Source organism: Streptacidiphilus sp. EB129 (assembly GCF_041262645.1).
Taxonomy (GTDB): Bacteria; Actinomycetota; Actinomycetes; order Streptomycetales; family Streptomycetaceae; genus Streptacidiphilus.
Genome location: NZ_JBGCCS010000009.1, coordinates 49,871 through 68,164 on the forward strand (window position 1 = coordinate 49,871; position 18,294 = coordinate 68,164).

Here is an 18,294-nt window from a genome sequence, read left to right on the forward strand (position 1 = left end):
TGGTGGTGGCTAGGGTGTCCGCGTGAGTGAAGCTGACAGCTACCCCCGGTTCCCGCACCTCCACGCCGATCTGGTCACCTTCGTGGCCGACGACGACGTCTGGCTGGCCCCGCTGGCCGGCGGACGGGCCTGGCGGGTGAGCGCCGACCAGGTGCCGGTCACCCGGCCGCGCATCTCGCCCGACGGCAGTCGGATCGCCTGGGCGTCGACCCGAGACGGCGCCCCCGAGGTGCACGTCGCGTCGGTGGACGGCGGCCCGGCCCGACGGCTGACCCACTGGGGTGTCAACAGCACCACCGTGCTGGGCTGGACCGAGGCCGGCGAGGTGCTGGCGCTCAGCACGGTCGGCCGGATGTCGCGGGCGCACCCGTGGGCCTACGCGGTGCCGCTGGACGGCGGCCCGGCCCGGGAGCTCCCGTACGGACGGGTCGGCGGGGTCGCGGTGGAGCCGGGCGGGGAGCGCGCGCTGCTGTCCTCCGCCGGGATGGGCCGCGAGCCGGCCCACTGGAAGCGCTACCGGGGCGGCACGGCCGGGAAGCTGTGGATCGGCACCGAGGGCGCCTACGCCCGGGTGCACGCCGGTGTGGACGGCAACATCGAGTCCCCGATGTGGGTCACAGGGGGTGCGTCGCGAAGCGACTCTCTTGGGGGTGGTGGTCGGGCGACGGGCGGGCGGATCGCGTTCCTCTCGGACCACGAGGGCGTCGGCCAGCTGTGGTCGAGCCTGCCGGACGGCTCCGACCTGCGCCGGCACAGCGACCACGAGTTCTACGCCCGCAACGCGAGCACCGACGGCGCCCGGGTGGTCTACCACAGCGGCGGCGACCTCTACCTGGTGCGGGACCTGACGGACGCTCGGCCGGAGCGCCTGGACATCCGCCTCGGCGGTCCGCGTACCGGCCGCCAGCCGTTCCCGATCAACGCCGCCGAGTTCCTGGGCGCGGTCGCCCCGGACGCGGACGCCCGCTCCAGCGTGGTCGAGGTCCGCGGCGGCATCCACCGGCTCACCCACCGCGACGGCCCGTCCCGGGTACTGTCCGCGCAGCCGGGCGTCCGCAACCGGCTGCCGCGGGCGCTTCCTGACGGCGCGTCGGTGTGGGTCACCGACGCCGAGGGCGAGGACGGCCTGGAGTTCTCCGACGGGCGCCGCCTGGGCGTCGGCCGGCTGGGCCGGGTCGAGGACCTCGCCGTCTCCCCGGACGGCAGCAGGCTGGCGATCGCCAACCGCGACGGCCGGGTGCTGCTGGTCGAGGGCGAGGACATCCGTGAACTGGACCGCGGCGACAGCGGCCAGGCCGACGGCCTCGCCTTCTCGCCGGACTCGCAGTGGCTGGTCTGGTCGCAGGCGCTGAGCACCGATGACTTCCCGCGCCAGCTGATCCTGGCGGACCTCGCCGAGGGCGGCGCGCTCACCGAGCTGACCTCGCCGCGCTTCAACGACTTCGCCCCCACCTTCACCACCGACGGCAGGCACCTGGCCTTCCTGTCGATGCGCGACTTCGACCCGGTCTACGACGAGCACGTCTTCGACCTGTCCTTCCCGCTGGCCTGCCGCCCCTACCTGCTGACCCTGGCCGCCGACACGCTGTCGCCGTTCGGCCCGCAGCCGCAGGGGCGCGCGCTGGGCAAGGGCGGGGAGCAGCCGGACCAGCCCGCCGCCGAGGGGCAGAAGCCCGGCGACGGCGACGCGGCCGGGAGCCCGGACGCCGGTGACCCCGCTCCGGAGCGGACCCGGCTGGATCTGGAGGGGCTCGGCGACCGCGTCGTGGCGTTCCCGGTCCCCTCCGGCCGCTACACCCGGCTGGAGGCGGTCAAGGGCGGCGTGGTGTGGCTGGAGCACCCGCTCACCGGTGAGCTCGGCACCAGCAGGGCCACCCCGCAGGACAAGCCGCAGCGCGCCTCGCTGCAGCGCTTCGACTTCGCCACCCGCCGCGCCGAGACCCTGGTCGACGCGCTGGACCGGTTCGCGGTCTGCGGCGACGGCGGCCGGCTGGCCGTCGTCGACCAGGACGAGCTGCGGATCGTCCCGGCCGACCGCAAGGCCGACAAGGACGACGCGGACGACTCGGTGCCGGTCGACCTGGGCCGGGTCCGGGTGACCGTCGACCCGGCCGCCGAGTGGCGGCAGATGTTCGACGAGACGGCCCGGCTGATGCGCGACAACTTCTGGCGGATCGACCTCGGCGGCCTGGACTGGCCCGCCGTGCAGCGGCGCTACCGCCCGCTGGTCGAGCGGGTCGGCTGCCACAGCGACCTGGTGGACCTGCTCTGGGAGCTCCAGGGCGAGCCCGGCACCTCGCACGCCTACGTCACCCCGCCGCCGGGCGGCCCGGCCGCCAACCGCCGCCAGGGTCTGCTCGGCGCCGACCTGGCGCGCGACGAGGAGGGCGTGTGGCGGGTGGCCCGGGTGCTGCCCGGCGAGTCCTCCGATCCGGCGGCGCGCTCGCCGCTGGCCGCCCCCGGCGTCGGCGTCCGGGCCGGCGACGCGGTGCTCGCGGTGGACGGCCGTCCGGTGGACCCGGTCACCGGACCGGCGCCGCTGCTGGTCGGCACCGCCGGGCGCCCGGTCGGGCTGACCGTCGGCAGGACGGACGGCACCGAGCGGACCGTGGTGGTGGTCCCGCTCGCCGAGGAGGAGTCGCTGCGCTACCACGACTGGGTCGCCGGCCGCCGCGCGTACGTCCGCGAGCAGTCCGGCGGACGCCTCGGTTACCTGCACGTCCCCGACATGATCGCCAACGGCTGGGCGCAGGTGCACCGCGACCTGCGCACCGAGATCGCCCGCGACGGCCTGGTCGTGGACGTCCGCGAGAACCGCGGCGGCCACACCTCGCAGCTGATCATCGAGAAGCTCAACCGCCGGGTCATCGGCTGGGACGTGGTGCGCGAGCACAAGGCGATCAGGTACCCGATGGACGCCCCGCGCGGCCCGCTGGTCGCCGTGGCCGACGAGTTCTCCGGCTCCGACGGCGACATCGTCAACGCCGCGTTCCAGGCGCTGAAGCTCGGACCGGTGGTCGGCGTCCGCACCTGGGGCGGGGTGATCGGCATCGACGGCCGCTACTCGCTGGTGGACGGCACCGGGGTGACCCAGCCGCGCTACGCGTTCTGGCTGGAGGGCTACGGCTGGGGGGTGGAGAACCACGGGGTCGACCCGGACGTCGAGGTCGTCTGCGCCCCGCAGGACTGGGTCGCCCGCCGCGACCCCCAGCTCGACGAGGCGATCAGGCTCGCGCTTGCGGCGCTCGCCGAGACGCCTGCGGTGACGGCGCCCAGCATTCCGGCGTTGTAGGAACCCGTCGGGGCGGGGGTGGCTGCGCGATCAGGGCTCTCCGTGAGTGTGTGGCTGGTCGCGCGGTTCCCTGCGCCCCTGTGGGGGTGTCGCCTGTGGGTAGCATGCGCGTAGTTGTTGTACTGACGAGGAGATGACGACGTGTCGGGTGAGCCGCAGGCTGACTGCCTGTTCTGCAGGATCGTGGCGGGCGGGATCCCGGCGACCGTGGTGCGGGAGACCGAGACCACGCTCGCGTTCCGCGACATAAACCCGCAGGCGCCGACGCACGTCCTGGTCGTCCCCAAGGCGCACTACCCCAACGCCGCGGCGCTCGCCGACGCGGACCCGGCGCTGGCCGGGACGCTGCTCGCGGAGGCGGGCCGGGTCGCGGAGGAGGAGAAGGTCGCCGAGGCGACCGGCGGGGCCGGCTACCGGCTGATCTTCAACACCGGCAGCGGCGCGGGGCAGACCGTGTTCCACGCCCATGTGCACGTCCTCGGCGGCGGGAACGGGCTGCGCGAGAAGCTGGTCTGATCGGGTGTCGCAACGCGAACTCGTGGTGCTGGGGACGGCCAGTCAGGTCCCGACCCGGCACCGCAACCACAACGGCTACCTGCTGCTCTGGGACGGCGAGGGCCTGCTGTTCGACCCGGGTGAGGGCACTCAGCGGCAGATGCTGCACGCCGGGGTGAGCGCGCACGCGGTGACCAGGATCTGCGTCACCCACTTCCACGGTGACCACTGCCTCGGCCTGCCCGGGATCATCCAGCGGATCAACCTGGACCGCCCCCCGCATCCGGTCAGCGTCTACTACCCCGCCTCCGGCCAGCACTTCTTCGAGCGGCTGCGGCACGCCAGCGCCTTCCACGAGACGGTGGAGCTGCGACCCGAGCCGATCGCGGCCGACAGCGCGCCCACGTTCGTCCCGCTCAGCGCGCCCGGCGCGCCCTTCGCGCTGGAGGCGGCGGCGCTGTCGCATCCGGTGGAGTCCTTCGGCTACCGCCTGGTCGAACCGGACGGGCTGCGGATACTGCCCGAGCAGTTGGCCCGGTACGGGATCGCCGGGCCGGCGGTGGGATGGCTGCAGCGCGAGGGCGAGGTGCTCGTCGACGGGCAGCGGGTGACCGTGGAGCAGGTCAGCGAGCCGCGCCGGGGCCAGCGGGCGGCGTTCGTGATGGACACCCGGATGTGCGAGGGCGTCGAGCGGCTGGCCGAGGGCGCGGACCTGCTGGTCATCGAGGCCACCTTCCTGGAGCAGGACGCCGCGCTGGCCCGCGACCACGGGCACCTCACCGCCGCCGAGGCGGGCCGGGTCGCCGCCGCCGCGGGGGTGCGCACCCTCGTGCTCACCCACTTCTCGCAGCGCTATCCCGTCCTGGAGGGCCACCTCGCGGAGGCCCGGCGCCACTTCGACGGAGAGCTGGTGCTGGCGCGGGACCTGATGCGGGTGCCGGTGCCCGCGCGGGCGTGAGGCGGCCGCGCGGGCGTGAGGCGGTGCGGGGGTGGTGCCTCAGCGGCCGCACCGGTCGCAGGAGCATGCGAAAAACGACTGGCGTCATCGACGGCACCGGCGGACCATCGTTCACGTCCCCCCGCCCGTCCGTCGTACCCTTGTCACACCACGCCCACGAGGCTGGCGGACCCGATAGAGAGATGGGATGAGGCAGGCCTCAGAGCCGACCCATGACTTCTACGACATCACGCGCACAGCAGCTGCCGACGCAGAACCAGGCGAAGATCGTCATCCCGGAGAAGCATCCGATGGTGACCGTGCTGGGCACCGGGGATTCGCTCCTGAAGGTGATTGAGAAGGGCTTCCCCGAGCTCGACCTCCATGCCCGCGGCAACGAGGTCACCGCCACCGGTGACCGTGCCGAGATCCGTCTGGTACAGCGCCTCTTCGACGAGATGATGCTGGTGCTGCGCACCGGCCAGCCCCTGACCGAGGACTCCGTGGAGCGTTCCATCACCATGCTGCGCAAGGCCGCCGAGGACCCCACCAGCCCCGAGGGCTCGGCCAGTCCCTCGTCCGTGTTCACCGCGAACATCCTGTCCAACCGGGGCCGCTCGATCCGCCCCAAGACGCTGAACCAGCAGAGCTACGTCGACGCCATCGACCGCCACACCATCGTCTTCGGCATCGGCCCGGCCGGTACCGGCAAGACGTACCTGGCGATGGCCAAGGCCGTGCAGGCGCTGCAGGCCAAGCAGGTCACCCGGATCATCCTGACCCGCCCGGCGGTCGAGGCGGGGGAGCGGCTGGGCTTCCTGCCCGGCACCCTCTACGAGAAGATCGACCCCTACCTGCGCCCGCTCTACGACGCGCTGCACGACATGATCGACCCCGACTCCATCCCGCGGCTGATGGCCGCCGGGACGATCGAGGTCGCCCCGCTCGCGTACATGCGCGGCCGGACCCTGAACGACGCGTTCATCATCCTCGACGAGGCGCAGAACACCAGCGCCGAGCAGATGAAGATGTTCCTGACCCGGCTCGGCTTCAACTCCAAGATCGTGGTCACCGGCGACGTCACCCAGATCGACCTCCCGGGTGGCACCACCAGCGGCCTCAAGATCGTCCAGCACATCCTCGCCGATGTCGAGGACATCCACTTCAGCCGTCTGACCAGCCAGGACGTGGTCCGCCACAAGCTGGTCGGCAAGATCGTGGACGCCTACGGCCAGTACGACGCCGAACAGGGAGCCCAGGCCGCCACCGACGCCCGGAGCACCTCCGGCACCCGAACACCCCGTTCCAACCACCGACGATCCGAAAGCTGAGATCCACTCCCCTCATGTCGATCGACATCAACAACGAGTCCGGCACGGAGGTGGACGAGCAGGCGATCCTCGACATCGCCCGCTTCGCCCTCGACCGGATGCGCATCCACCCCCTCTCCGAGCTCTCCGTGATCGTCGTCGACGCGGAGGCGATGGAGGCCCTGCACCTGCAGTGGATGGATCTGCCCGGACCGACCGACGTGATGTCCTTCCCCATGGACGAGCTGCGCCCCGGCAAGGAGGACGAGGAGCCCCCGCAGGGGCTGCTCGGCGACATCGTGCTCTGCCCCGAGGTGGCCGAGCGCCAGGGCACCGCCAACGGGCACTCCATGGACGCCGAGCTGCAGCTGCTCACCGTCCACGGAGTGCTGCACGTCCTCGGTTACGACCACGAGGACCCCGACGAGGAGCGGGAGATGTTCGGGCTGCAGAAGCGCATCCTGGACGACTGGCGCGCCGCACGCGGCGAGACCGGACCGTCACCCGCCCCGACCACTCGGTGAGCGTTCCACGATGAGCGGCAACAGTACCGGCTTCCTCGTCATCGCCGTCGTCCTGGTGATCCTCGCCTGGCTGGCGGCCTGCGCGGAGGCCGGCATCGCCAGGGTGTCCCGGTTCCGCGCCGAGGAGGCCCTGCGGCACGGCCGGCGCGGCGCCCTGCGGATGCTGACCCTGGCCAGCGACCCGATCCGCTACCTGAACCTGGCGACGCTGATCCGGGTCACCTGCGAGATGGCCGCGACCGTCCTGGTGACCGTGGTCTGCGTCCGCTCGTTCCACGAGACCTGGCAGGCGCTGCTGGTCGCCATCGGCGCGATGGTGCTGGTGTCCTTCGTCGCGGTCGGCGTCTCGCCCCGCACCATCGGGCGCCAGCACCCCATGAACGTGTCCACCGCGGCCTCGGTGGTACTGCTGCCGCTGAACCGGGTGCTCGGCCCGATCCCGCGGCTGCTGATCCTGCTCGGCAACGCGCTGACGCCCGGCAAGGGCTTCCGCGAGGGCCCGTTCGCCTCCGAGGCGGAGCTGCGCGCGCTGGTCGACCTGGCCGAGAAGGACTCGCTGATCGAGGACGAGGAGCGCCGGATGGTGCACTCGGTCTTCGAGCTGGGCGACACCATCGTCCGCGAGGTGATGGTGCCGCGCACCGACCTGGTGATGATCGAGCGGGAGAAGACCGTCCGCCAGGCGCTGACCCTGGCGCTGCGCAGCGGGTTCTCCCGGATGCCGGTGGTCGGCGAGAACGAGGACGACGTCGTCGGCATCGTCTACCTCAAGGACCTGGTCCGGCGCACCCACGTCAACCGCGACGCCGAGGCGGAGCCGGTCGGCTCGGTGATGCGGCAGGCGACCTACGTGCCCGACAGCAAGCCGGTCGCCGACCTGCTGCGGGAGATGCAGCGGGACCGCATCCACGTCGCCGTCGTCATCGACGAGTACGGCGGCACGGCCGGGCTGGTCACCATCGAGGACATCCTGGAGGAGATCGTCGGCGAGATCACCGACGAGTACGACCGCGAGGCGCCCCCGGTGGAGTCCCTGGAGGGCGGCGCCTACCGGATCACCGCACGCCTCCCGGTCGAGGAACTCGGCGAACTCTTCGGGATAGAGCTGGAGGACGAGGACGTCGAGACCGTGGGCGGCCTGCTGGCGAAGTCCCTGGGCCGGGTGCCGATCCCCGGCTCCGGGGTGGAACTGCCGGTGCCCGAGGACGGGGACCTCGCGATCCGCGCCATCCGGCTCACCGCGGAGAGCACGGCGGGCCGCCGCAACCGCATCGGCACGCTGCTCGCGGAACCGGTGGGGCGCGGCAGCCGCCCGCTGCACGACGACGAGGAACTCCCCGAGTCGGACTAGACCCGTCCGGCTAGGCCCTGCGGCGCAGGCCGAAGCCGACCAGCAGGGCGAAGGCGGCGACCAGCACCGCGTCCGCGCCCAGGCCGAGCCGCACCCCGCCGAGCGTCGCCCGGGCCAGCGAGTGGCCGGCCGTCCGCAGGCTGTCGGTCCGGGCCGAGGCCAGCGCGCTCAGCAGCGGGATGCCCACGGTGAGCGCCACCTGCTGGGTGGTGGTGACCAGGCCGGTGGCCAGGCCCTGCTCCTCGTCCGGCAGTCCGGCGGTCGCGGTGACGCTGTAGGCGACGATCGCGGACAGGTGGCCGACCGCGGCCAGCGAACCGGCGACGGTGAACACCCAGGCCCCGACGCTGCCCTGGCCGATCGTCAGCAGCACGGCGGTCAGCGCGGCCTGCAGCACCAGTCCGGCGACCAGAGTGCGGGCCGAGCCGATCCGGGCCACGATCCGCGGCGCGATGGTGCCGCTGATCGCGCAGGACACGCCCAGCACGCCGAAGACCAGGCCGGTCATGACCGGCGACATGCCGTTGACCTGCTGCAGGTACAGGGTGCCGAGGAAGACCACGGAGCTCATCATCGAGAAGGTGGCCAGTCCGCCCAGGTTGCCGAAGGCCACCGTCGGGCGGCGCAGGATCCGCAGCGAGACCAGCGGCTCGGCGGTGCGGGCCTCGATCACCACGAACGCGGTCAGCAGCACGACCGCCGCGACCAGGGCGGCGACCACCGAGGTGTCGCCGAAGCCGGCCTGCGCGGCCGTGGACAGACCGTAGATCAGCGCCAGCAGACCGCCGGTGACGGTGATCGCGCCGGGCACGTCGACCCGTGGCCGGACCTCGTTGCGGGACTCGGTCAGCAGCAGCGGTGCGCCGACCAGGACCAGCAGGCCCATCACCACGTTGAGGGCCATCGTCGAACGCCAGCTCAGGGTCTGCGTGAGGACGCCGCCCAGGACCATGCCGAAGGTGAAGCCCAGCGACATCAGGCTGCCCATGACGCCCAGCGCCCGGTCCCGCTGCGGGCCCTCCTTGAAGGTGGTGGTCAGCAGCGCCATCCCGGACGGGACGATCGCCGCCGCGCCGACGCCCTGCAGTGCACGGGCCGCCAGGAAGACCGTCGGCGACCACGCCAGCGTGGCCAGTACCGAGGCCGCGGTGAACAGGCTCAGCCCGACGATGAAGATCCGCCGCCGTCCGACCCGGTCCGCGATCCGCCCGAACAGCAGCAGGAACCCGCCGGACGGCAGCGCGAACGCGGTCATGCCCCACTGCAGGTTCGCCTGCGTCATGTGCAGGTCCCGGCCCAGCGTGGGCAGCGCGATGTTGAGGATGGAGAAGTCCAGCGCCACCGCGAACTGGGCGGCGCAGAGCAGAAAGAGGACCAACCGGGCCCGTACCGACAGCGACCCCGCTGTTGGGTCCGCCGCCGGGTTCGCCACCGGATTCGAGGTCGCTGCCACGGCGTCTTCCGTGGTCTCGTGTGCTGCAGTGTCCATTGTCATGCCCCGATGCTGCTGCCGATCACCAGGGCCTGGAGAGAGCCCACTTATCCTGTTGGCACCACCACCAGGCAGTTCGGCGGGCCAGGAATTACCAGGTCACCGGCCGGTGTTTGGATATCCTGTCGATACGACCACCAGCCAGGGGGAGCCTGTGGAAGCCGCGCCGAAGACGACTGCCGACGAGCGCCGCCGTGCCGACCTGCGTGAGTTCCTGATGAGCCGTCGGGCCCGGGTGACCCCCGCGGAGGCGGGGCTGCCGGACGGCGGGGCCCGGCGGCGGACGCCGGGTCTGCGGCGGGAGGAGGTCGCGGTGCTGGCGGGCGTCGGGGTCTCCTGGTACCAGTGGCTGGAGCAGGGCCGGGACATCACCGTCTCCGGGCAGGTGCTGGACTCCGTCTCGCGGGTGCTGAAGCTCGACGAGCCGGAGCGTCACCACCTCTACGTGCTGGCCGGGCTGAACCCGCCGCTGCAGCGGCCGGGGCCGGTCACGGCTCCGGTGGCGGAGGGGCTGGCCCGGATCATCGACTCCTGGATGCCGTTCCCGGCGAACATCATCGACCGGTACTGGAACAACATCGTCTTCAACGAGGCCGCCGCCACCGTCTTCGACTTCAACGAGCAGTGCCGCAACTGTCTGGTCAGCTACTTCACCAACCCGCTGTACCGGGTCTGGCACCTGGGCTGGGCGGAGGACGCGGCCCTGGTCGCCGCCGAGTTCCGGGCCGCGGCGGCGGAGTACCCCGAGGACGAGGGATTCCGGGCGATCACGGGCGAGCTCGCCGAGGCCTGCCCCCAGTTCGCGGAGGTCTGGGCGCGCGGCGACGTGCGGTCGCCGGGACAGCGGACCAAGTGGATCCAGCATCCACTGGTGGGCGAGCTGAGCTTCGAGAGCACCCATCTCAAGCTGCCGCAGCGTCCCGACCTGACCTTCGTGCTGCACAACCCCACGCCGGAGACGGACACGGCGCAGAAGCTGGAGTGGCTGGCCAGCAGCGAGGGACGGCAGGCCAGCCTGCGGCTCGTCGCCGGCTGACGGACATCGGCACGCTGCGGCGGCGGGCCGTGAGCCGGCGTAGGCGGGGACGGGCTGACCTCTCTGGGGCGGGCTCAACCCACCGGGGACGCGGCCGATCCGGGTCCGGTCCCCGGTGACGCGCGGGCGGTGATCGCTCTGTTGATCCGCTCGATCGTCGCCCCGTGCTCCACCAGGAGGTGACGGGAGACCCGGACGGTGATTCGCCGCTCCGGGTGGGTCGCGTGCGTGAACACGAGCGCCGCCGGAACCCGGTGCGGCCAGCGGCCCCGTTGAGGGACCACCCTGATCGGCTGCATCGCGTCGACGTGGAACAGCCGGCCGACCGGCCCGCGCCGCCAGTAGCGGTGCCGGACCGCGCGGGTGAACTGGAGCGGCCAGCCGCCCTCCTCCCGGAAGACCCGGTGATGGCGGGTCAGCCACCATCTGCGGCGCAGTACCACCACCACGTCGCCGGTGTACTCGATCGTGCAGTGCCGACACTTGAGCGTGATCGACCTGTTCAGACTCATGCGCCCCCCATGATCCGAGGATGCGCATTCTCCGGCACCGGATCGGAGGAGGCCAGTGGTTGGCCCCGGGGTCAACGGGCGGGTCGCGCCGGCGCCGCGCGCGGTGCCGGCGGCCGAGGAGGCGGTGGTGACTGATGCGGTGCTGCGGTGATAGGACCCCTGTGAGCTGTTCCGTCCCGTCGGCACACCGTCAGGAGCACACCCCATGCAGACCGCAGGTTCGTCGTCCCCGGCCCAGCAGTCCCTTCCCTCGCTGCGCGAGTCCGCCGCGCTGCTGCAGCCGGAGCTGGTCGCGCTGCGCCACGCCGTGCACCAGGAGCCCGAGATCGGCCTGGACCTGCCGCGTACCCAGGCGGCGATCGTGGCCGCGCTGGACGGGCTGCCACTGGAGGTCACCCTCGGCGAGAAGCTCAGCTCGGTCACCGCGGTGCTGCGCGGTGGCGCGGCCGGGCCCGCGGTGCTGCTGCGGGGTGACATGGACGCACTGCCGGTGCAGGAAACCAGCGGCCTCCCGTTCGCCTCACAGGTCCCCGGGGTGATGCACGCCTGCGGCCACGACCTGCATGTCGCCGCCCTGGTCGGCGCGGCGCGGCTGCTCTGCGAGCGGCGCGAGGAACTGGCCGGTGACGTGGTGTTCATGTTCCAGCCGGGCGAGGAGGGCCTGGGCGGTGCCAAGGTGATGATCGAGGAGGGCCTGCTGGAGGCCACCGGCGCGCTGCCGGTGGCCGGCTACGCGCTGCACGTGCTGTCCGGCCTGCTGCCCACCGGCACGGTCGCGGCCCGCCCCGGGACGATCATGGCCGCCGCCGACACCCTGACCGTCACCATGCGCGGACGCGGCGGCCACGGCTCGGCCCCGCACGGTGCGCTGGACCCGGTGCCGGCCGCCTGCGAGGCGGTGCTGGCGCTGCAGACGATGGTGACCCGCCGCTTCGACGCCTTCGACCCGGTGGTCGTCACGGTGGGCACCTTCCACGCCGGGACCGCCAACAACATCATCCCGGACGACGCCTTCTTCGAGGCCACCGTCCGCTCCTTCTCGCCGGAGGCGAGAGAGCGGGTCCGCGAGGAGACGGTCCGGGTGGTCCGCGGCATCGCGGCGGCCCACGGCCTGGACGTGGACGTGGCGTACAACGACATGTACCCGGTCACCGTCAACAACTCCGCCGAGGCGGAGTTCGTCGCCGGCACGGTCAGGGAACTGCTCGGCGACGAGCGCTTCGTGACGATGCCCCAGCCGCTCGCGGGCGCGGAGGACTTCTCCTACGTCGCGGAGCGGATCCCCTCCGCCTACTTCCTGCTGGGCGCCTGCGCCGAGGGCCGGGACCACACCACCGCCCCCTACAACCACTCGCCGGAAGCCGCTTTCGACGACTCCGTCCTCGCCGACGGCGCCCTGCTGCTCGCCGAACTCGCCCAGCGCCGCCTCACCCGCTGACCCGGGGTCGACACCAAGTCGTGGGCGAGGAAGCCGTGTTGCACACATGGTGGGGGAATCCTGGCCGGATCGCGGGAGTTCATCCCGCAGGGATCCGGCGGACCCGCCGGTGCACGGAGTCGAAGGAGTTCACACCATGGACCAGGCCCAACGGCTTGAGTGGAACCAGCGCATCATCGAGGAGTTCCGGGCCAACAAGGGAGTCGTCGGCGGCCAGTTCGAGGGCTCGTTGCTGCTCCTGCTCACCACGACCGGGGCGCGCAGCGGCGAGTCGCGCACCATGCCGCTGGCCTGTCTGGCCGACGGGGACCGCTATGTCGTCTTCGCGGCGAACGGCGGTCGGCCCACTCGTCCCGGCTGGTACTACAACCTGCTCGCCGATCCGACCGCGACGGTCGAGGTGGGCAGCGAGAGCTTCCACGCCGTGGCGACCTTCGCCGAGGGCGAGGAGCGGGACCGGCTCTGGGCGGAGCGACTGCTGACCGCCCCGTTCATGGCGGACTTCCAGGCCGCCGCGCCGGGCCCGATCCCGGTGGTCGTGCTGACGGCCGAGGGCGGGGCCGTATCCTCGGAGGCATGAGCGACCTGGTGGCGGGGACGGGGCCGGACGCGGCCCTGAACGCAGAAGACAAGAAGATCATCACTCTGGCGCGGTCCACCCGCGCCCGCAACGGCGTGCCCGAGGGCGCGGCGGTGCGGGACGAGACCGGGCGTACCTACGTCGCCGGCACGGTCGCCCTGGAGTCGCTGCGGCTCAGCGCGCTGCAGACGGCCGTGGCGATGGCCGTGGCCAGCGGTGCGCGGGGGCTGGAGGCGGCGGCGGTGGTCAGCGCGGCCGAGCAGCTCACCGCTGACGACCTCGCCGCGGTACGCGACCTCGGCGGCGCGGGCACCCCGGTGCTGCTGGCCGGCCCGGACGGCACGCTGCGGCTCACGGCCGAAGCGGTCTGACCGCTTCGAACGGACGTCTTGTCATCCGCCCCGACCCCGCTAGGGTCGGGGCGGAGGCCGTTGCGGCCACGGGGGACGGGCCAAGGGGGAGGGGTGCCGTGGGGGGCGTAGGTTTCGTCGCGGGGGTGCTGTTCGTGCTCATGGGGATGGGCCACTGGCAGCAGGACAAGAACCCCGGCTGGCTCGCGGCCTCGATCGTCGTGGCGCTGTTCACGGTGGTCGGAGGCATCGGAGCGCTCTTCAACCGCAGGAAGTGAACGCCCGCTCCCGCGTTCGGATGAGTGATCACGAAACCACTATGGGTACGCTTGACTGGTCGGCCAGGATCCTGCCCATGGGAGCACCAATGACCGCCGAACCTCAGCTCACGTGGCCCGTTCCGCCGGAGCGCGGATGGATCGCGGACGACCTCGACCGGCTCCCCGGCCTGCCTCCGCACACGGAGCTGATCGACGGGAACCTCGTTTTCATGAGCCCGCAGACTGCCTTCCATGATCGGGCGATGCTGTTGCTGCAGCTGGGTCTGTTCCGGACGGCCCCGCCGGAGCTGGACGTCCGCCGTGAGATGACGGTGACGCTCGGCCCGCGCAACCGACCCGAGCCCGATCTTCTGGTCATCCACGCGGATGCGTTGACCAGCGACACCCAGACCACGTTCCAGCCCGCAGATGTGGTGCTGGCGGTCGAGGTGGTCTCGCCGGACTCCGAGGCGCGAGACCTGGATGTCAAGCCGCGCAAGTATGCGGGCGCAGGCATCCCCCACTTCTGGAGAGTGGAGAACGAGGAGGGCTACCCCGTGGTCCATGTCTTCGAGTTGGAACGGGCGACGGACTCCTATGTGGCGATGGGAATCTTTCGCGAGAAGCTCTCACTCTCCGTGCCCTTCGAGATCGAGATCGACCTGACGGGGATGAACCGACGGCCTTGACCTTATGGGCTCCCCTGATGGGGGAGAATGGCCCCCATGAGCTCTCGCCCCGTCCAGCAGCACGCCAAGCCCGACACCGCCGCCGACGCCGCCCCGCAGGGGGCCAAGCCGCACCGGTCGGGCTTCGCCTGCTTCGTCGGGCGGCCCAACGCGGGCAAGTCCACGCTGACCAACGCCCTGGTCGGCATCAAGGTGGCGATCACCTCCGACCGCCCGCAGACCACCCGGCACACCGTCCGGGGCATCGTGCACCGTCCCGACGCGCAGCTGATCCTGGTGGACACCCCCGGACTGCACAAGCCGCGCACGCTGCTCGGTGAGCGGCTGAACGACGTGGTCAGGTCGACCTGGGCGGAGGTCGACGTGATCGGCTTCTGCGTCCCCGCCGACCAGAAGCTCGGCCCCGGCGACAAGTTCATCGCCAAGGAACTCGCCGGGATCAAGCGCACCCCCAAGGTCGCCATCGTCACCAAGACCGACCTGGTGGACTCCAAGCAGCTCGCGGAGCAGCTGATCGCGGTCTCCCAGCTGGGCGCGGAGCTGGGCATCGAGTGGGCGGAGATCGTCCCGGTGTCGGCGACCGGCAACCAGCAGGTCGAACTGCTCGCCGACCTGCTGGTGCCGATGCTGCCGGAAGGCCCGCTGCTCTACCCGGAGGGTGACCTCACCGACGAGCCCGAGCAGATCATGGTCGCGGAGCTGATCCGCGAGGCCGCGCTGGAGGGTGTTCGGGACGAGCTGCCGCACTCGCTGGCGGTCGTGGTCGAGGAGATGCTGCCGCGCGAGGGCCGGCCGGAGGGCCGCCCGCTGCTGGACATCCACGCCAACGTCTACATCGAGCGGCAGAGCCAGAAGGCCATCGTCATCGGCTCCAAGGGCGCCCGACTGAAGCACGTCGGCACGGTGGCCAGGCAGCAGATCGAGGCTCTGCTGGGCACGCCGGTCTACCTGGACCTGCATGTGAAGGTCGCCAAGGACTGGCAGCGGGACCCGAAGCAGCTGCGCAAGCTCGGCTTCTGACGCTTCGTCCGGCCCCCGGTGGGGGCCGACCTCCGGGCGGGGCCGACCTCCGGCGCGACCCGGGCGTCAGGCCGAGTCGCGGACCACGACGTGGGCGGTTGCCAGGTCGTGGGTCTCGGTCGGAGCGTCCGGGGTCTGGACCAGCCGGTCCACCAGGGCGGCCAGCATGTCGCCGGAGGGCAGGAGCTGGTGCACCGTGGTGAGCCGGGGCCGGGTGAGCCGGGCCAGCATCAGGTCGTCCGCGCCGACCAGTGCGGCCTCGCCCGGGACCTGGATTCCGGCGTCCTGGAAGGCGCTCAGCAGCAGGTGGGCGTACTCGTCGTTGTAGCAGAACAGTGCCGTCAGGCCGGACTCCCGCCAGCCGGAGGCGAGTTCGGCGGCTGACTCCTCGGTGTAGTCCAGGTCGATCCGCTCCACCCGGACCCCGCCCCCGGCGGACACGGCGGCGGATGCCGCGGCCGCGCGTACCCCGGCCAGCCTGGGCAGGCTGAAGCCGTCCAGGCTGCGGTCGGTGGGCACGATCGCGCCGATCGCCCGGTGACCCCGCGCCAGCAGGTGCGCGGAGGCGGCCGCGCCGACCTCTCGCTGGTCCAGGATCAGCGCGTGCGCCCCGGCCACCGGCCGCCCGCCGAGGGTGAGCACGGTACGGGTGCCGGAGCGGCGCAGCAGGCTGACCCCGCGCGGGGTCAGCCCGGCGTCCACGGTGGTGAGCACGGCGGTCGGCCGCAGCTCGGCCCAGGCGCGGGCGGAGGCGTCGTCCTGGCCGTGGCTGTCGCCGTAGATGACGGTGGTGTAGCCCCGGTCGCGCAGCCCGGCCCGCAGTTCGCTGAGGAAGGTGGTGAACAGCGGGCCGAAGACCACCTCGGGGATGGTGAGCAGCACGATCCCGGTGTGCCCGGCCCGCAGCGAGCGGGCGGCGGCGTGCGGGACGTAGCCGAGCTCGTCGGCGGCCGCGCGCACCCGCGCCCTGGTCTGCTCGCTGACCCGTCCGCCGGCGGTGTCGTTCAGCACGTACGAGACCGTGGCCCGGGACACCCCGGCGCGTCTGGCGACGTCGGCGCTGGTCGGTGCGGCGGGTGTGGGGTCGTGGGGGTGCTGCGGTGACTGTGTCATGGCAGGAGGAGATCTTTCCAGACCAGGGGGTGGTGCCGCTGGCGGGCAGGTGTTCGCGGCCCTGTTCAACCCGGTGGCCGGCGCCCTGTCGGACCGCTCCGGCCGGCGCAACCCGTGGATCCTGGCCGGCGGACTGCTCGCGGTCCCGGCCATGGCGCTGCTGGGCGCGGTCAACTCGGTCCTGCTGGTCGCCATCGCCTGGTGCCTCGGCCAGGCCGTGATGAACGTCTACCAGGCGGCCCTCACCTCGGTGGTGCCCGACCGGATCCCGGCCGCCCGGCGCGGCACCGCCTCGGCCGCCGTCGGTCTGGGCATGCCGGTCGGCAGCATCATCGGCGTGCTGGTCGCCAACGGTTTCTCCGGCCGCTTCGGCACCGGCTACCTGGTCCTCGGCGCGCTGGTCGCCGCCGCCGCGGTGCTGTTCACCGGCCTGAGCCGCGAGCCCGGCGGCCGGCTCGGCGACTCTCGTCGCGAGCCCGGGGACTCCGGCCGCGAGCCCGGCGGCGAGGCGCTCCCGGCCTCGTCCGCCCAGCGGTCCGGCGGCTCCTTCGGCGGGCAGGTGGCCGCCTTCGCCGACAGTCTGCGGGCGCACGACTTCCGTTGGGCCTTCATCGGCCGCGCGCTGCTGGTCCTCGGCTACTTCTCGGTCAGCGGCTACCAGTTGTACATCCTGCAGGACCACATCGGGCTGCCGCACGGCATGTCCCCGACCGCCGCGGTGGCCGTGCTCACCCCCGTCGCCAGCCTGGCGATGCTGGTCTCCATCGCCGTCTGCGGGCCGCTCTCGGACCGGCTGGACGCGCGCAAGCGTTTCGTCGGCGTCTCGGCCGCGGCGGCGGGCTGCGCCATGGTGATCCCGGTGATCAGCCCCACGTTCCCGGCGATGCTGCTCTTCGGTGTGCTCAACGGGCTGGCCTTCGGCTGCTACATGGCCGTGGACACCGCCCTGGTCACCCTGGTCCTGCCCAGGGCCGAGGACGCCGCGCGGGACATGGGCGTGCTGAACATCGCCAACGCCGGACCCCAGATCGTGGCCCCGTTCATCGCCTCCCTGGTGGTGAGCCTGGCCGGCTACACCTCCCTCTTCCTGGTCGGCGGGGTGCTGAGCATCCTCGGCGCCCTCGCCGTCCGTCCGATCCGCGGCGTGCGCTGACCGCGCAGGCTCACAACAACACAGACAGGTACCGCAGCATGAAGCTCAACATCCGCGAGTGGGGCACAGGCGACCGGATCGCCCTGCTGGTCCACGGCATCATGTCGGACTCCCGCACCTGGCGCCGGGTCGGCCCGGCCCTGGCCGAGCGCGGCTACCGGGTGATCGCCGTCGACCTGCGCGGCCACGGTGGCTCGGGCCGGGGCGAGTACAGCCCCGGGCTGTTCGCCGAGGACCTGGTGGAGACCCTGCCGGTGGGCGCGGAACTGGCGATCGGCCACTCCCTCGGCGGGCTCACCCTGTCCCGGGCCGTGGACCGGCTGCTGCCGCGGCGGGCCGTCTACTCCGACCCGGCCTGGCACTTCGCCAGGCCCGAGGAGGGCTTCGACCCGGCGGTGTTCGTGCAGTTCGCCGCAGCCGCCACGCACGACACCATCGCCGGGATGAACCCGCGCTGGGAGGAGGCGGACATCCAGGTCGAGCTGGAGACCCTGGCGGTATGGGACGGCGCGACGGCACTGGGCCTGTCGGCGCTGGCCGAGCAGGCCGGGCTGCCGGCCGGTGCCGTGGTGCCCTCGCTGGTCCAGGCCGCCGACCCGAGCTTCCTGCTCAGCCCCGCCGACCAGGAGACGCTGCGGGAGCGCGGTTTCGAGGTGCGTACCGTCACCGGGGCCGGGCACACCATCCACCGGGACGACTTCGACGGCTTCATGGGCTCGCTGGAAGGCTGGATCTGAGCATG

Annotated in this window: 18 protein-coding genes; 15 read left to right on the plus strand and 3 right to left on the minus strand. The window is 72.4% G+C overall.

The genetic code is table 11. From position 1 onward, the window contains the following. Positions 1–22: 22 nt before the first annotated feature. The 6 genes from ABH925_RS13785 (at position 23) to ABH925_RS13810 (ending at position 7,909) form a co-directional block, all read left to right on the plus strand. Positions 23–3,292 (plus strand): PDZ domain-containing protein, encoded by a 3,270-nt coding sequence (locus tag ABH925_RS13785; RefSeq protein ID WP_370147782.1) that lies wholly within the window; start codon positions 23–25, stop codon positions 3,290–3,292. Positions 3,293–3,433: 141 nt separating this feature from the next. Beyond that, entirely contained in the window at positions 3,434–3,808 is a 375-nt protein-coding gene (locus tag ABH925_RS13790; protein WP_370147783.1) for a histidine triad nucleotide-binding protein, read from the plus strand. Positions 3,809–3,812: 4 nt separating this feature from the next. Next, a complete protein-coding gene (locus tag ABH925_RS13795) occupies positions 3,813–4,745 on the plus strand; it encodes a ribonuclease Z (RefSeq protein ID WP_370147784.1) in 933 nt (310 codons plus the stop codon). A 212-nt stretch (positions 4,746–4,957) separates the two neighbouring features. Continuing rightward, complete coding sequence (locus tag ABH925_RS13800; protein ID WP_370147786.1) at positions 4,958–6,055, plus strand: PhoH family protein; 1,098 nt, start codon at positions 4,958–4,960, stop codon at positions 6,053–6,055. A 14-nt stretch (positions 6,056–6,069) separates the two neighbouring features. Further along, positions 6,070–6,558 carry an rRNA maturation RNase YbeY gene (ybeY, locus tag ABH925_RS13805; RefSeq protein ID WP_370147787.1) on the plus strand — a complete coding sequence of 163 codons (489 nt, stop codon included), beginning with the start codon at positions 6,070–6,072 and terminating at the stop codon, positions 6,556–6,558. Between the two features lie 10 nt (positions 6,559–6,568). After that, complete coding sequence (locus tag ABH925_RS13810; RefSeq protein WP_370147788.1) at positions 6,569–7,909, plus strand: hemolysin family protein; 1,341 nt, start codon at positions 6,569–6,571, stop codon at positions 7,907–7,909. 10 nt (positions 7,910–7,919) lie between these two features. Here the strand turns inward: ABH925_RS13810 and ABH925_RS13815 are convergent, their stop codons facing one another. Beyond that, positions 7,920–9,404 (minus strand): MFS transporter, encoded by a 1,485-nt coding sequence (locus ABH925_RS13815; protein WP_370147789.1) that lies wholly within the window; start codon positions 9,402–9,404, stop codon positions 7,920–7,922. A 214-nt stretch (positions 9,405–9,618) separates the two neighbouring features. Between ABH925_RS13815 and ABH925_RS13820 the strand changes: the two genes are divergently transcribed. Next, positions 9,619–10,437, plus strand: a complete 819-nt coding sequence (locus ABH925_RS13820; protein ID WP_370147939.1) for a helix-turn-helix transcriptional regulator — start codon at positions 9,619–9,621, stop codon at positions 10,435–10,437. A 74-nt stretch (positions 10,438–10,511) separates the two neighbouring features. Here ABH925_RS13820 and ABH925_RS13825 read toward each other — a convergent pair whose 3' ends face one another. Next, positions 10,512–10,949 (minus strand): hypothetical protein, encoded by a 438-nt coding sequence (locus ABH925_RS13825; protein WP_370147790.1) that lies wholly within the window; start codon positions 10,947–10,949, stop codon positions 10,512–10,514. Positions 10,950–11,154: 205 nt separating this feature from the next. Here ABH925_RS13825 and ABH925_RS13830 point away from each other — a divergent pair, with 205 nt between their 5' ends. The 6 genes from ABH925_RS13830 (at position 11,155) to era (ending at position 15,286) form a co-directional block, all read left to right on the plus strand. Next, positions 11,155–12,387: a M20 family metallopeptidase gene (locus tag ABH925_RS13830; protein WP_370147791.1), complete on the plus strand. Its 1,233-nt coding sequence runs from the start codon at positions 11,155–11,157 to the stop codon at positions 12,385–12,387. A 136-nt stretch (positions 12,388–12,523) separates the two neighbouring features. Beyond that, positions 12,524–12,967: a nitroreductase/quinone reductase family protein gene (locus ABH925_RS13835; protein WP_370147792.1), complete on the plus strand. Its 444-nt coding sequence runs from the start codon at positions 12,524–12,526 to the stop codon at positions 12,965–12,967. Then, the gene (locus ABH925_RS13840) at positions 12,964–13,338 is read left to right on the plus strand and encodes a cytidine deaminase (protein ID WP_370147793.1); all 375 of its coding nucleotides are present in this window, start codon (positions 12,964–12,966) and stop codon (positions 13,336–13,338) included. The genes ABH925_RS13835 and ABH925_RS13840 overlap by 4 nt, the downstream gene beginning before the upstream one ends. A 98-nt stretch (positions 13,339–13,436) precedes the next feature. Beyond that, positions 13,437–13,595, plus strand: coding sequence for a hypothetical protein (locus tag ABH925_RS13845; protein WP_370147794.1), 159 nt, complete (start codon positions 13,437–13,439; stop codon positions 13,593–13,595). Between the two features lie 89 nt (positions 13,596–13,684). After that, the gene (locus tag ABH925_RS13850; protein ID WP_370147795.1) at positions 13,685–14,266 is read left to right on the plus strand and encodes a Uma2 family endonuclease; all 582 of its coding nucleotides are present in this window, start codon (positions 13,685–13,687) and stop codon (positions 14,264–14,266) included. Positions 14,267–14,293: 27 nt separating this feature from the next. Continuing rightward, positions 14,294–15,286 carry a GTPase Era gene (era, locus tag ABH925_RS13855; RefSeq protein WP_370147796.1) on the plus strand — a complete coding sequence of 331 codons (993 nt, stop codon included), beginning with the start codon at positions 14,294–14,296 and terminating at the stop codon, positions 15,284–15,286. Between the two features lie 66 nt (positions 15,287–15,352). Here the strand turns inward: era and ABH925_RS13860 are convergent, their stop codons facing one another. Next, positions 15,353–16,399 carry a LacI family DNA-binding transcriptional regulator gene (locus ABH925_RS13860; protein WP_370147797.1) on the minus strand — a complete coding sequence of 349 codons (1,047 nt, stop codon included), beginning with the start codon at positions 16,397–16,399 and terminating at the stop codon, positions 15,353–15,355. 49 nt (positions 16,400–16,448) lie between these two features. On the opposite strand from ABH925_RS13860, the gene ABH925_RS13865 reads away from it, so the two are divergent. Together ABH925_RS13865 and ABH925_RS13870 are read left to right on the plus strand one after the other, a co-directional pair. Next, positions 16,449–17,552 carry an MFS transporter gene (locus tag ABH925_RS13865; protein WP_370147798.1) on the plus strand — a complete coding sequence of 368 codons (1,104 nt, stop codon included), beginning with the start codon at positions 16,449–16,451 and terminating at the stop codon, positions 17,550–17,552. 38 nt (positions 17,553–17,590) lie between these two features. Next, a complete protein-coding gene (locus ABH925_RS13870) occupies positions 17,591–18,289 on the plus strand; it encodes an alpha/beta fold hydrolase (protein ID WP_370147799.1) in 699 nt (232 codons plus the stop codon). The last annotated feature ends 5 nt before the right edge of the window (positions 18,290–18,294 follow it).

What these genes read in the sequence shown, in the direction of transcription:
- ABH925_RS13850 (WP_370147795.1), top strand. Translation starts at nt 13,685, where the DNA reads ATGACCGCCGAACCTCAGCTCACGTGGCCCGTTCCGCCGGAGCGCGGA.
- ABH925_RS13810 (WP_370147788.1), top strand. Translation starts at nt 6,569, where the DNA reads ATGAGCGGCAACAGTACCGGCTTCCTCGTCATCGCCGTCGTCCTGGTG.
- ABH925_RS13815 (WP_370147789.1), bottom strand. Translation starts at nt 9,404, where the DNA reads ATGACAATGGACACTGCAGCACACGAGACCACGGAAGACGCCGTGGCA.
- ABH925_RS13860 (WP_370147797.1), bottom strand. Translation starts at nt 16,399, where the DNA reads ATGACACAGTCACCGCAGCACCCCCACGACCCCACACCCGCCGCACCG.
- ABH925_RS13835 (WP_370147792.1), top strand. Translation starts at nt 12,524, where the DNA reads ATGGACCAGGCCCAACGGCTTGAGTGGAACCAGCGCATCATCGAGGAG.
- ybeY (WP_370147787.1), top strand. Translation starts at nt 6,070, where the DNA reads ATGTCGATCGACATCAACAACGAGTCCGGCACGGAGGTGGACGAGCAG.
- ABH925_RS13800 (WP_370147786.1), top strand. Translation starts at nt 4,958, where the DNA reads ATGACTTCTACGACATCACGCGCACAGCAGCTGCCGACGCAGAACCAG.
- ABH925_RS13830 (WP_370147791.1), top strand. Translation starts at nt 11,155, where the DNA reads ATGCAGACCGCAGGTTCGTCGTCCCCGGCCCAGCAGTCCCTTCCCTCG.
- ABH925_RS13825 (WP_370147790.1), bottom strand. Translation starts at nt 10,949, where the DNA reads ATGAGTCTGAACAGGTCGATCACGCTCAAGTGTCGGCACTGCACGATC.
- era (WP_370147796.1), top strand. Translation starts at nt 14,294, where the DNA reads ATGGCCCCCATGAGCTCTCGCCCCGTCCAGCAGCACGCCAAGCCCGAC.
- ABH925_RS13820 (WP_370147939.1), top strand. Translation starts at nt 9,619, where the DNA reads ATGAGCCGTCGGGCCCGGGTGACCCCCGCGGAGGCGGGGCTGCCGGAC.
- ABH925_RS13840 (WP_370147793.1), top strand. Translation starts at nt 12,964, where the DNA reads ATGAGCGACCTGGTGGCGGGGACGGGGCCGGACGCGGCCCTGAACGCA.
- ABH925_RS13870 (WP_370147799.1), top strand. Translation starts at nt 17,591, where the DNA reads ATGAAGCTCAACATCCGCGAGTGGGGCACAGGCGACCGGATCGCCCTG.